Origin of the sequence: Pararhizobium sp. A13 (assembly GCF_040126305.1) — a bacterium.
Lineage (GTDB): Bacteria > Pseudomonadota > Alphaproteobacteria > Rhizobiales > Rhizobiaceae > Pararhizobium.
The window spans coordinates 1657089-1669363 of the sequence record NZ_CP149510.1 but is presented as its reverse complement, the minus strand read 5'-3'; the positions used below and the strand labels follow the sequence as shown (position 1 = coordinate 1669363).

The following is a 12275-nucleotide window of genomic DNA, read 5'->3' as shown; positions in this document are numbered from 1 at the left end:
GGAAACAGCATGAAGAAGACGCTCAAGACCATCGCATTGTCGCTCGCTCTCGGCATCGCTGCCGCGGGTGCCGCTTCGGCCGAACCTGTCAAGGTCGGCTTTGCCGCCGAGCCTTATCCGCCCTTCACGTCGCCGGACGCCTCCGGCAACTGGGAAGGCTGGGAAGTGGAATTCCAGAAGGCCGTCTGTGCCGGGGCCAAGCTCGACTGCGTGATCACGCCCGTCGCCTGGGACGGCATCATTCCGGCGCTCACCTCGAAGAAGATCGACATCATCATCGGCTCGATGTCGATCACCGAGGAGCGTCTGAAGACAATCGATTTCTCCGTCAAATATTACAACACCCCGACCGGCATCATCGGGCCGAAAGGCGAAGCCTTCGACGCCACGCCGGAGGGCCTGAAGGGCAAGACGATCGGCGTCCAGGTCTCGACCGTCCATCAGGACTACGCCAACAAGTATTTCGGCGAGAACGGCGCGACCGTGAAGGAATACCAGACGCAGGACGAAGCCAACAACGACCTCGCCGCCGGACGCATCGATGCCGTGCAGGCCGACGCGATCGCGCTCGATGCCTTCCTGAAGAGCGACCAGGGCCAGGACTGCTGCGAGATGAAGGGCAACGTCAAGGACGACCCGGCCATCCTCGGCGCCGGTGTCGGCATCGGCCTGCGCAAGGGTGAGGACGAGCTGAAGGCCAAGCTCAACGCCGCGATCAAGGCGATCCGCGAAAATGGCACCTACGATACCTTCTCGAAGAAATATTTCGACTTCAATATTTACGGCGAGTGACAGGATGCGATGAGGGCGGTTTACGCTGGCCCCTCATCCGCCCTGCCGGGCACCTTCTCCCCGTGAACGGGGAGAAGGACAAGCGGCAAACTCCGACATCCCCTATCCCCGCCTGTGGGGAGAGGGTTAGGGTGAGGGGCAAACACGTGCGCGAAGATTGAGGTCAATGGCAGCCGATTCGTTCATAAACTGGGGTCTTCTCGCGCTCGAACCGCCCGGCTGGGGCGGCGTGCTGCTGCACGGCCTGCTGAATTCGATCCAGATCGCCATCGGCGGCTATGCCTTTGGCCTTCTGCTCGGCGTCGGCGGCGCGTTCGGGAAGCTCTACGGCGGCCCGATCCTGCGCGACCTGATGGAATGCTATACGACGATCGTGCGGGCAGTTCCCGAGCTTGTCCTCATCCTTCTGCTTTATTACGCCGGCACCGACGCTCTCAACCAATTGCTGGGCCTGATCGGCATCGGCACTGTCGATATCAGCGGCCTCGCCGCCGGCATCTTCGTCATAGGCGTCGTCCAGGGCGCCTATTCCACCGAGGTCCTGCGCGGTGCCATCAAGGCCGTGCCTGCCGGACAGATCGAGGCCGCCCGGGCCTATGGCATGTCGCCATTCAAGGTCATGACCCGCGTCACCCTACCCGCCATGCTGCCCTATGCGATCCCCGGCCTTTCCAATCTCTGGCTGATCGCCACCAAGGACACAGCCCTACTCGCGGTCGTCGGCTTCTCCGAGCTGACGCTGGTCACCCGGCAGGCGGCCGGCGCGACCAAGGCGTACATCCTGTTCTTCTGCGCCGCCGGCGCACTTTATCTGGCGCTGACGCTCGTCTCGAACTTCTTCATAAAAATCATCGAGCGTCATTCCCGGCGTGGTTTCGTGGAGCAGTCATGACCGATACCACGCCTCCCGATGTCACCACCCATGCCATGGCGATCCTGCCGGAAGACCTGCCGACCGCCGGCAGCTTCTTCAAGCCGCACCGCATCGTGCTTCTCCTCATTGCCGCAGCCCTCGTCTTCTGCGTCGCATGGTTCATGCGCTGGGACTGGCTGCCGCAATATCTGCCGCGGCTCGGCTATGGAATTATCGTCACCCTCGCCATGCTGTTCAGCACCTCGATCCTCGGCTTCCTGCTGGCCGTGCCGCTCGGGCTCGTGCAGGTGACCGGCCCCTGGCCGTTGAAGGCGCTGGCCAGCGGCTTCTGCACAATCATCCGCGGCACGCCCCTGCTCCTGCAGCTCTGGCTTCTCTATTATGGCCTCGGCTCGGTGTTCCCGCAGTTTCCGGCGATCCGCCATTCCTTCCTCTGGCCGTACTTACGGGAATCCTGGCCCTATGGCGTCGCCGCACTGACGATCTCGTTTGCGGCCTACGAGGGCGAAGTCATGCGCGGTGCCTTTACCGGCGTTCCCGCTGGAGAGCTCGAAGCTGCCCGCGCCTATGGCATGAGCCGCTGGACGCTGTTTCGCCGCATCTGGCTACCGCGCGCCATCCACCGCGCCCTGCCGACACTGAACGGCGAGACCGTATTGCAGTTGAAAGCCACACCGCTCGTCGCTACCATCACGGTCATCGACGTCTATGCCGTTATCTCCAAAGTGCGGCAAGACACCTACATCACCTATGAACCGCTTCTGCTCTTGGCCCTGATCTACATGTGCCTCACCGGCATCCTCGTCGTCGCCTTCCGCTACCTTGAAAACCGCATACCAACCCGTGGTGCCTGACATGACCTTGAACGTTAACCTCGCCAACTCCATGCCGGAACTGGTCGCCATTCGCCATGATCTCCATGCCCATCCGGAACTGGGGCTGGAGGAAGTTCGCACCTCGAATTTCGTCGCGACCTGTCTCGAGGGTCTCGGTTACACCGTCACGCGCGGCCTCGCCAAGACCGGTCTCGTTGCCACGTTGAAGAATGGCACCAGCGGTCGCTCCATCGGCATTCGCGCCGATATGGATGCCCTGCCGATCTTCGAGGAAACCGGCCTCGACTATGCTTCGAAAACCCCGGGCCTCATGCATGCTTGCGGTCATGACGGGCACACGACCATGCTGCTCGGCGCCGCGCGCGCCATCGCCGAGCGCAAGAATTTTGACGGCACCGTGCATCTCATCTTTCAGCCGGCCGAGGAGAATTTCGGCGGCGCCAAGATCATGATGGACGACGGCCTGTTCGACAAATTCCCTTGCGACGCCGTTTTTGCGCTTCACAACGAACCCGGCCTGCCCTTCGGCCAGTTCGCCTTCCGCGAGGGCCCGGTCATGGCGGCCGTCGATGAGTGCAAGATCACCGTGCATGGCCGCGGCGGCCACGGCGCCGAACCACAGGAAACCGCCGACCCGATCGTCTGCGGCGCGTCGATCGTCATGGTGCTGCAATCGATCATCTCCCGCAACATCCACCCGATGGACCCGACCGTCATCACCGTCGGCTCGTTCCACAGCGGCTCGGCCAGCAACATCATTCCCGAACGTGCCGAGATCGTCGTGGGCATCCGCTCTTTCGATCCGAAGGTCCGCGACGAACTCGAGCGCCGCATCCGCCTCGTCGCTGAAAACCAGGCGGAAAGCTTCGGCATGAGTGCGACGGTCGATTATCAGCGCAGCTACGATGCCACGATCAATCACAAGGCAGAAACCGATTTCGTCCGCGATCTTGCCGTGCGTTTCGCCGGCGCGGAGAATGTGGTCGATCTCGCCCGCCCCTACATGGGTAGCGAGGACTTTGCCTTCATGCTGCAGGAAAGACCGGGCACCTATTTCTTCCTCGGCTCGGCGACCTCGGGCGGCGAGAAACCGCTGCATCATCCCGCCTTCAATTTCAACGACGACTTGCTGCCGATCGGCGCCGCCTTCTGGACAGAACTGGCGGAAGCCTATTTGGCGCGCCCGTAAAACGAAAAGGCCGCAGGAAGGGACATTCCTGCGGCAAGTCGGGACAGTCTTGGGCAAAATCAGGATCAAAGCTGCGGCTGCTTTTGCGCGTCCAATTGGACGCGCGGCGCGGCACCGATCAATCGACGAAGCGCACCGAGCGAAGCGCGGCGAAGCTGTAACCCGCATCGCGGCGCTTCATCACCGCTGGCTGGCGGTGATCGAGAACGAACTCGCCGGTCGAGGTTACTACGATCAGCACCGAATGGCTGCGGCCTTCCGGCGTCGTGACGCTGGCGACGCGCAGGGCGCCGGAAGGCAGGCCGGCGCGGATCAACTGGCTGCGCTTCATCATCGCATGGTCGTCGCCAGCACCCGGCAGCGGGTTCAGCGACAGGAATTCGCGGCGCGCCCGGATGTCCGGCATGACGCGGTTGACGGTCCGGTTGACCGAAGCCAGCACGGTGCGCAGCTTGCTCGTATAGGCGACAACGTTGCGGCTCGAGGTACGGCACTCATCGCCGTATTGCAGGCAGAAAAGCCGGTTGGAAAGCGTTGCCCGCTCGCTGAACTCGACATTGCGAACCGGCATGGAAGCGCTGATGGAGCGGGCGGCGGAGGAAATGCTCATGGCCTGCGACGGCGCTGTGGCCGTGGCAGCGATACTGATCGACATGGCGATCGCAATGGAGATTCGTTTCAACATAGCCCTGTCCCTGGTTTGTCCCGCTCGTCTGCCCCTGTCCGGACAGCGTCGGTTTTGCCTGCCGGATTCATTCCGGGCGGTGGGGAAGCGCATCATGCTGCGAAACCGTTTGGCAGGTTTCGTTCTCCGATGGGAAGACCATAGCCTTGACAGTTTGCGGGCCGCTTAAACCGATATCTACAATTTTACGCAATTCGCATTTTTAAGAAAATCCGATTCAAAACCCGCGACAAGTTGACGAAAATGCGCGCTGTCGTGATTGCCATGCGGCAGGACGCAACTATGCCACAGGTGAGAGATTGTCGCAGTGTGACACTATGGTTGCAGCGATGTCATTGACGTTTCGCACCTCTGCCGCAAATTATGTCTCAAGGGTTCAGGCGCCGAGCGCCATGGCGACGGAGAGGCCAAGAGACGGCGACCACCCTTGAAAGGATTGTGCCGTGTTCGAGAGCTTTGACGCGACGTTGCTCGCCCGTATCCAGTTTGCCTTCACCGTATCGTTTCACATCATCTTCCCTGCCTTCTCCATCGGCCTGGCGAGCTATCTCGCCGTGCTCGAAGCGCTGTGGCTGTGGAAGAAGGATCAGGTCTACATGGACCTGTTCAATTTCTGGAAGACGATCTTCGCGGTCGCCTTCGGCATGGGCGTCGTCTCGGGCATCGTCATGTCCTACCAGTTCGGCACCAACTGGAGCGTCTTTTCCGACAAGGCAGGGCCGGTCATCGGGCCGCTGATGGGCTACGAGGTGCTGACGGCATTCTTCCTCGAAGCCGGCTTCCTCGGCGTGATGCTCTTCGGCCTGCACCGGGTTGGCCCGAGGCTGCATTTCCTCGCAACGTTCATGGTTGCTTTCGGAACCCTGATCTCGGCCACCTGGATTCTTGCGGTGAACTCGTGGATGCAGACGCCCGCCGGCTTCGGCATGAACGAGGCGGGGCAATTCATCCCGCTCGACTGGTGGAAGGTCATCTTCAATCCATCGTTCCCCTACCGTCTCATCCATATGGTGCTTGCCGCCTACCTGACCACCGCCTTCGTCGTCGGCGCGGTCGGGGCGTGGCACCTCTTGGAAAACACGGCACCCCGCCGCTCGCGCACCATGTTCTCGATGGCCATGTGGATGGCGACGATCGTCGCGCCGATCCAGATTCTTGCCGGCGACGCGCATGGCCTCAACACCCTGGAACATCAGCCCGCCAAGGTCATGGCGATGGAAGGCCATTACCAGAGCCATCCCGACGGGGCTCCGCTGATCCTGTTCGGCCTGCCCAATTCGGCGGAAAAGCGGGTCGACTACGCGATCGAAATCCCGAAGCTCTCCAGCCTGATCCTGAAACACGACCTGAATGCGCCGCTCGCCGGCCTCGACACCATCCCGGACAACCTGCACCCGCCGGTCGCCGTGATCTTCTGGTCCTTCCGCGTCATGGTCGGCCTCGGTTTCGCCATGCTCGGCATCGGCCTTTGGAGCCTCTGGTGTCGGTACCGGGGCACGCTCGACAGCAGCGACTGGCTGCACCGCGCCGCCGTATTGATGGGCCCTGCCGGCTTCGTCGCGGTGCTCGCCGGATGGATCACCACCGAGGTCGGCCGCCAGCCCTATACGGTCTACGGCCAACTCCTGACGGCCCAATCGGTCTCGCCGATCGCGGCGCCCGCCGTCGCCGCCTCACTGATCGCCTTCATCATCGTCTATTTCCTCGTCTTCGGCGCCGGCACCTTCTACATCCTGCGGCTGATGAAGCGCCTCCCGCGTGATCCGATGCCCGATCTCGACGAAGGACCGATCAGAACCTCGGGTATCATGCCCGGGCCCGCTGCCGGTGCACATGCCGGACACACACATGGGAGCACACATCATGGCCATTGATCTTCCCTTCATCTGGGCCGCCATCATCGCCTTTGCGGTGCTCGCCTATGTCATCCTCGACGGTTTCGATCTCGGCATCGGCATCCTCTTCCCGTTCTTTCCGGAAAAGCGCGACCGCGATGTGATGATGAATTCCGTCGCTCCCGTCTGGGATGGCAACGAGACCTGGCTCGTGCTCGGCGGCGGCGGTCTGCTGGCCGTCTTTCCGCTGGCCTATTCGATCATCCTGCCGGCGCTCTACGCACCGATCATCGCCATGCTACTCGGCCTGATCTTCCGCGGCGTCGCCTTCGAATATCGCTGGCGCACCAAGCGCGGCGAATTCCTGTGGAACTGGGCCTTTGCCGGAGGCTCGGCGCTTGCGGCCTTCTCGCAAGGCATCGCGCTTGGCGCCCTGGTTCAGGGCATTCCGGTCGTCAACCGCGCCTATGCCGGCAGTTGGTGGGACTGGCTAACGCCATTTTCCATCGCTACAGGCTTCGCCATCCTGATCGGCTACGCTCTGCTCGGCTCGACCTGGCTGATCATGAAGACCACCGGCGCGCTTGCCGAAAAAGCCCGCAAGATTGCGCTGCGCACCTGTTTTGCCACCATCGCCGCCATGGGCATCGTCAGCCTCTGGACACCGTTCCTCAAACCCCAATATCTGGAGCGCTGGTTCGGCTGGCCGACCGCCATCTTCAGCGTCATCGTCCCCATTCTTGTTCTCGGCTGCTTCGTCCTGCTGCTCACAGGCATCCGCAGCAAGCGTGACGCACAGCCCTTCCTCGCAGCGCTCGGCCTGTTCGTGCTCGGTTATGCCGGCATCGGCATCAGTTTCTATCCCTTCATGGTGCCGCCGTCGGTCACCATCTGGGATGCCGCGGCGCCCGATTCGAGCCTTTCCTTCCTGCTCGTCGGCGCCCTCGTACTCGTGCCGATCATCCTGATCTACACTGTCTATGCCTATTGGGTCTTCCGCGGAAAGGTCGATCCCGAGGAGGGTTACCACTGATGACCGAGAACAGCCTGCCAAAAAAACTCCTGTGGTTCGTCGGTCTGTGGCTGCTGGGCGTCGCCACCGTCACCATCGTCGGCTTTGCCATCAAACTCTCGCTCGGCGCCTAATGCACGTCGCCCAAAAACGGGCAGCGATTATGGGACGACGACGTGCATGAAAACAAAGACCTGAAGCGCATCGCATGAATCCGTTTTGTCGCAATGCGCTTTAGCGCCGGGCGTCGATGCAAAGCCTCGCTCAAGTTTCCCGCGCTACCTCTAACGCACACGTCAGCAGGCAATGGCTTCCAGCGGGAGACAGGACCGCACCCTCCTCCGCGCAGATGCTGCTTGCCTGCTGATGTGACCATTTTCCGGATTGGCCGCGCGCGGTGGCCGTTCGGCAAAGACCGCTGATGTCACGAGGCAAGCCATGACCAAACTCTCGATCTGCATCCCCGTGGAGGCCGCCGCGCAGGATGCCCTGCCACTTGTGACCGCAATTCTGGAAAACCGTAACGCGGATATTGAGATCGTCCTGGCAAAATCATCGGATATCTCGCTCGCCGATGCGCTTCTCAGCGCCGTGTCGAGTGATGGACGCGCAAGGATCATCGATACAGATCAGGGCACGGCTCGCCAGCTCCTGTGGCGCCACGCGGTCTCCGCCGCGACGGGCGACTGGGTGACGCTGGTCAATCCGGGCGACATGATAGAAAGCGACCTGTCGATCATGGTCGCCTTTCTCGAAACCAGCTCGCCCGGCATCGATGCCCTCGCGTGGAATGCCTTTCAGATCGACCCTCATGCGGAGCCGGGCAAGGCGAGCTCGGTCGCGGTCCCGGCAAGCTCACACATCTCGACAATCGACAAGACCACAATGCTGAAGGCATTCTTCAATTGGGAAGGCAGCCTGAACAGCCCGAAGATGCCGTTCGGTCTCTATCATGCCGCCATTCGCCGCTCGCTGGTCGACACGGTGCTACAACTCCCCGAACCGCAGGACTGGTCGACGCCGGTTCCGCAATATGAATGGGCGGCAAAAGTGCTTCTGTTTGCGAACGGGCTTGCCTTCTCGCCGCGCTCCATGTCGGTGATCAGCGTGACCCCCTTCGTAGCGCAGTCGCCCTTGCACTCTTGGAACTTCCCCTTCCATTCGGGCCTCGGCCTTGCCGGCGCCGTGGCCGAAGTGCAGTTCCATGTGCTGCGCGAACTTTCCAGCCCCTGGGGCGGCGGCCACCAGGCTTTCGTGCGTGCCCTGATGATCGATTGCATGATGGAAACCACGCGCGAAGCCTATGTCGGCAAAGGTAACGGCTATTTCGCTGCTCTCAGCGAATTCGAGGGAGGGCGCCTTGCGCCCCTGTTCCGACCGGAATTCCACGATGTCCGTCCTCGGGACACACGCCGCGGCCTGCATGGCGACGCTATTCTGATCGACCGTTTTATCGGCGGCGCACAGACGCCGCAGGAATTTTATGCGGTCGCCAAGTCTCTGCTCACGCCCATGGCCGTTCTGTGCCGCCCTCAAGTAGATTGAAGACCCGATGACGGCGGCACCGCTCAGCAGACGCAGGCGTGTGGGCGCGTTCGAATGTTGAAGAAAATCGCAGTCACCGGTGCGACAGGCTTTATCGGAAAGCATGTCCTCAAGGCGCTGGTTGAGCGGCCCGTCGAGGTTATCGCACTTTCGCGACAGGTCAGCGATCTGCCGCAGTTTCCTAGCGTCTCGCTGCGCAGGTTCGACATCGCCGCGCCGCCGGCCGATCCCTATGAAGCCATGGGCTGCCCGGATATCCTCATCCACCTTGCCTGGGACGGGCTGCCGAACTACCGCTCTCTCCACCACTTCGAAACGGAGCTGCCTCGGCAATATGCATTCCTGAAACGCGCCGTCGAATGTGGTCTGCCTTCCCTTTTTTGCACAGGCACCTGCTTCGAATACGGCATGCAGACCGGCGCGCTTGCGGAAAGCCGTCCCTGCATGCCGGACAATCCCTACGGCTTTGCCAAGCACGCGCTGCAACAGCAGCTGAGTTTCCTTGAGCGCTCCATGCCGTTTTCCTTCACCTGGGCGCGCCTGTTCTACACTTACGGCCCCGGCCAGGGCGTGCGCTCGCTGTGGACGCAATTCCATGACGCATACCGCAACGGCCACTCAAGCTTCGACATGTCGGGCGGCCAGCAGGTTCGCGATTTTCTGGCCGTCGAGACGCTGGCACAGTCCATCGCCGATCTCGCGCTGGGACCGGGCGGACACGGCGTCGTAAACCTCTGCTCGGGCATCCCCGTCACCGTCCTCGATCTCGTTCAGGGATGGGCGGCGGAACTCGGCTGGGACGTTCGGCTCAATCTCGGCCACTACCCTTATCCCGATTATGAACCGATGGAATTCTGGGGTGACGACACCCTGCTCAGAAAGGTGCTCATCACATCATGACGCGCTATCGCGACCTCTATTTTGCCGGAGTCGCCTCCGCGGCCCGCAACAGTATCTTCATCGAACGGCTTGGCTTCAAAACCGAATAGGAACACTACCCATGAACATCTCCGACGCCGCGAAAGAGTTTCTGACGGCCTCGATCGCGCCGAAATACTCCTACAACTTTTCCTGGCTGGGACGGCCGATCATCCAGTACCCGCAGGATATCGTCGCGATGCAGCAGCTGATCTGGGCGGTGCAGCCGGATCTGATTATCGAAACCGGCATCGCGCATGGCGGCTCGCTGATCTTCTCCGCCTCCATGCTCGAGCTCAACGCCGCCTGCGGCGGAAATCCGGATGCAAGCGTGTTGGGGATCGATATCGATATCCGCGCGCACAATCGCGTCGCCATCGAGGCCCACCCGCTCTATCGCCGCATCTCGATGATCGAAGGATCGTCGATCGACCCCGCGATCATCGCCCAGGTGCACAAGGCGGCCGAGGGCAAGAAGTCGGTTCTCGTCTGCCTCGATTCCAACCATACGCATGATCACGTGTTGGCCGAGCTCGAAGCCTATGCGGGTCTCACCACGGTTTCCAGCTACTGCGTCGTCTTCGACACGATGATCGAGGACCTGCCGGCCGGCATGTATCCTGATCGTCCGTGGGACAAGGGCGCCAATCCGAAGACTGCCGTGCATCAGTGGCTCAAGTCTCATCCGGAGTTCGTGATCGACAAGGACATCGATGAAAAGCTGCTGATCTCTGTCGCCCCCGACGGCTATCTGAAGCGCATCAGCTAATATAAAAGGCGGGCGATCGCCGGATCACCCGCCTTCCTTTTCCTGACTGACTGCCCATCGGTTTTTCGGATGGATCAGGCCGTGCCCCTGATGGGAGCGCGCGCCGGCATGGCGCTCAGGCGCTCTTGCTCTGTCTTTGGCTGACCCGACCTTCTATCTGTTCGAGCGGCACAACGATCTGCTTGACGATCTGGAAAAGCTCGCTCGGCGTCGCGACGCCGGCGATGTCCTCGTCGAGATAGAGCATTTTGTCGACCATCCCGTAATACAGGACGTCGGCCGGCGTCTGGTACCGTGGCTCGAAAGCGGATAGGTACGCGCCGCCATCCCAAGCTTCGATCGCTGCACGGTAACCGGCAACAAAGAGATCGAAATTGTCCCTGCCGCCGTTGCTCGAACAACTCAAGGCACAGGCACGGGCGAAATTCTTCTGCCATCCGGAGGGCGCCTTGTAGCCATAGGTGTATTTGAACCATTGCTGGCACATGCCGATCGCAGCCGTATTGCCGAGGAAAAAGGGAAACGGGAAACCCTCCATATAGGCATCGTTATCGATGTTGCGGCCGATCTCGGACATGAACTGCGCATGCATCTCCGCCACGCGGCTGGCGGTATGGGCTCGCCCGGAATTGCTTGCCGCGCATGCGCCCATGACCGAAAACGGACGCTCGACATGAACGAACGTATTGGCGGTAACGAGAAGCTTGCAGGTGTTTTCGAAGTCAACGACCGGATGCTCGAAATAGCGGCCGTTGAATTTGGCGCGGATCTTCTCCAACGTCTTGCGGGAGACCGCGCCGTGATAGACGGAAAAGAGGCAGTTCGGGAAGGCAGAGGCGTGCGACCAGTGGAAGAAACTGCTGTACAGGGCGTCGCGCGGAACTTGGAGATAGTGGGCTCCCATGGGCACGGCGACCGTGCATTTGCGCGGGCGGAAGTCCGGCCAATTGTAGGTCAGGCGCGACCAGGCGATCGCTTCGACGGCCGGCACATCAGCCTGAATCTTTTCGATGAGATCGACGACATCGGGGTCGACGTAGTCGTCGTCGCCGATGACGCAGATGAACTCGCCCGCCGCCGCCTCCATGCAGCGCTCCCAGTTGCCGACCATCGGCAGGACCTGGTCGGCCGGTGGCAGGAACTTGACGCGTGGATCGCCTTCGATTTCCGCCATGAGCGCGCGCATGATCGAAGGATCGTCCGAATTGTCCGCGAAGACATATTCGATATCCGTCCTGAGGTTCATCAGCAGGCTTCTGATGGTTTCCTGGAAATAGCGCTGGCGGTTCCGTGAGGGCACGCAAATCGTCAGTTTCGGCTGGGCGAACATGAAATTTCTCCGTTTGTCGCACACTAGATGCGAGGGCTTTCGCGAGGCTTGCCCGCGACCCTTTGAACCTGCCTCGGGTTTTCGGCTTTTCAGGAGAAGGATCGCTTGATAAGCAGCGTTGGATTGGGTCTTGCTTTGCAGCAAGCCGCCCGTGAGACATGACACCCGGAGACCCGCATGCAGAAAAATCCGGCAGACTGCGCCTCGATGGCGGATATCCGCGCCGAGATCGACCGGCTGGACAAAGCGCTGATGGCGTTGTTTGCGGAACGCTGGGCCTATATCGACCGGGCGGCCGAGATCAAGAAACCGACCGGACTGAAGGCAGATATCCCGGCCCGCGTGAATGAGGTTCGCCGCAACGCGCGAAAAAACGCCGAGAGGGCTGGGCTCGATCCCGACTTCTACGAGGATATCTGGGCACGGCTTATCCGACATTCGATCGAGCACGAGCAGGTTGTGCTCGGCGAAATCGAGAAATGAAACTTGG

12 protein-coding genes are annotated in these 12275 nt (G+C 61.2%); 10 read left to right on the top strand and 2 right to left on the bottom strand.

What is annotated here, in order from left to right; all coding sequences use genetic code 11:
• The first annotated feature begins 9 nt into the window (after window positions 1–9).
• The 4 genes from WI754_RS08065 to WI754_RS08050 all read left to right on the top strand — a co-directional run bounded on the left by WI754_RS08065 (window position 10) and on the right by WI754_RS08050 (window position 3691).
• The gene (locus WI754_RS08065; protein WP_349437175.1) at window positions 10–792 is read left to right on the top strand and encodes a transporter substrate-binding domain-containing protein; all 783 of its coding nucleotides are present in this window, start codon (window positions 10–12) and stop codon (window positions 790–792) included.
• A 166-nt stretch (window positions 793–958) separates the two neighbouring features.
• Window positions 959–1684 (top strand): ABC transporter permease, encoded by a 726-nt coding sequence (locus tag WI754_RS08060; protein WP_349437174.1) that lies wholly within the window; start codon window positions 959–961, stop codon window positions 1682–1684.
• Window positions 1681–2520 (top strand): ABC transporter permease, encoded by an 840-nt coding sequence (locus WI754_RS08055; RefSeq protein ID WP_349437173.1) that lies wholly within the window; start codon window positions 1681–1683, stop codon window positions 2518–2520. The genes WI754_RS08060 and WI754_RS08055 overlap by 4 nt, the downstream gene beginning before the upstream one ends.
• 1 nt (window position 2521) lies before the next feature.
• Window positions 2522–3691: a M20 aminoacylase family protein gene (locus tag WI754_RS08050; protein WP_349437172.1), complete on the top strand. Its 1170-nt coding sequence runs from the start codon at window positions 2522–2524 to the stop codon at window positions 3689–3691.
• A gap of 118 nt (window positions 3692–3809) precedes the next feature.
• On the opposite strand, the gene WI754_RS08045 is transcribed toward WI754_RS08050, so the two are convergent.
• The gene (locus WI754_RS08045; RefSeq protein WP_349437171.1) at window positions 3810–4376 is read right to left on the bottom strand and encodes a transglutaminase-like cysteine peptidase; all 567 of its coding nucleotides are present in this window, start codon (window positions 4374–4376) and stop codon (window positions 3810–3812) included.
• Between the two features lie 443 nt (window positions 4377–4819).
• Here WI754_RS08045 and WI754_RS08040 point away from each other — a divergent pair, with 443 nt between their 5' ends.
• From WI754_RS08040 to WI754_RS08020, 5 genes are all read left to right on the top strand, one after another.
• A complete protein-coding gene (locus tag WI754_RS08040) occupies window positions 4820–6250 on the top strand; it encodes a cytochrome ubiquinol oxidase subunit I (protein WP_349437170.1) in 1431 nt (476 codons plus the stop codon).
• A complete protein-coding gene (gene cydB, locus WI754_RS08035) occupies window positions 6240–7244 on the top strand; it encodes a cytochrome d ubiquinol oxidase subunit II (protein WP_349437169.1) in 1005 nt (334 codons plus the stop codon). Before WI754_RS08040 ends, cydB begins: the two co-directional genes overlap by 11 nt.
• Window positions 7245–7661: 417 nt before the next feature.
• Window positions 7662–8768 (top strand): hypothetical protein, encoded by a 1107-nt coding sequence (locus tag WI754_RS08030; protein ID WP_349437168.1) that lies wholly within the window; start codon window positions 7662–7664, stop codon window positions 8766–8768.
• A 54-nt stretch (window positions 8769–8822) separates the two neighbouring features.
• The gene (locus WI754_RS08025; protein WP_349437167.1) at window positions 8823–9668 is read left to right on the top strand and encodes an NAD(P)-dependent oxidoreductase; all 846 of its coding nucleotides are present in this window, start codon (window positions 8823–8825) and stop codon (window positions 9666–9668) included.
• A gap of 100 nt (window positions 9669–9768) precedes the next feature.
• A complete protein-coding gene (locus WI754_RS08020) occupies window positions 9769–10455 on the top strand; it encodes a cephalosporin hydroxylase family protein (protein ID WP_349437166.1) in 687 nt (228 codons plus the stop codon).
• Window positions 10456–10570: 115 nt separating this feature from the next.
• Here WI754_RS08020 and WI754_RS08015 read toward each other — a convergent pair whose 3' ends face one another.
• Window positions 10571–11785, bottom strand: a complete 1215-nt coding sequence (locus WI754_RS08015; protein ID WP_349437164.1) for a glycosyltransferase — start codon at window positions 11783–11785, stop codon at window positions 10571–10573.
• A 177-nt stretch (window positions 11786–11962) separates the two neighbouring features.
• On the opposite strand from WI754_RS08015, the gene WI754_RS08010 reads away from it, so the two are divergent.
• On the top strand, window positions 11963–12268 hold the full coding sequence (locus WI754_RS08010) for a chorismate mutase family protein (RefSeq protein ID WP_349437163.1): 306 nt from the start codon (window positions 11963–11965) through the stop codon (window positions 12266–12268).
• The last annotated feature ends 7 nt before the right edge of the window (window positions 12269–12275 follow it).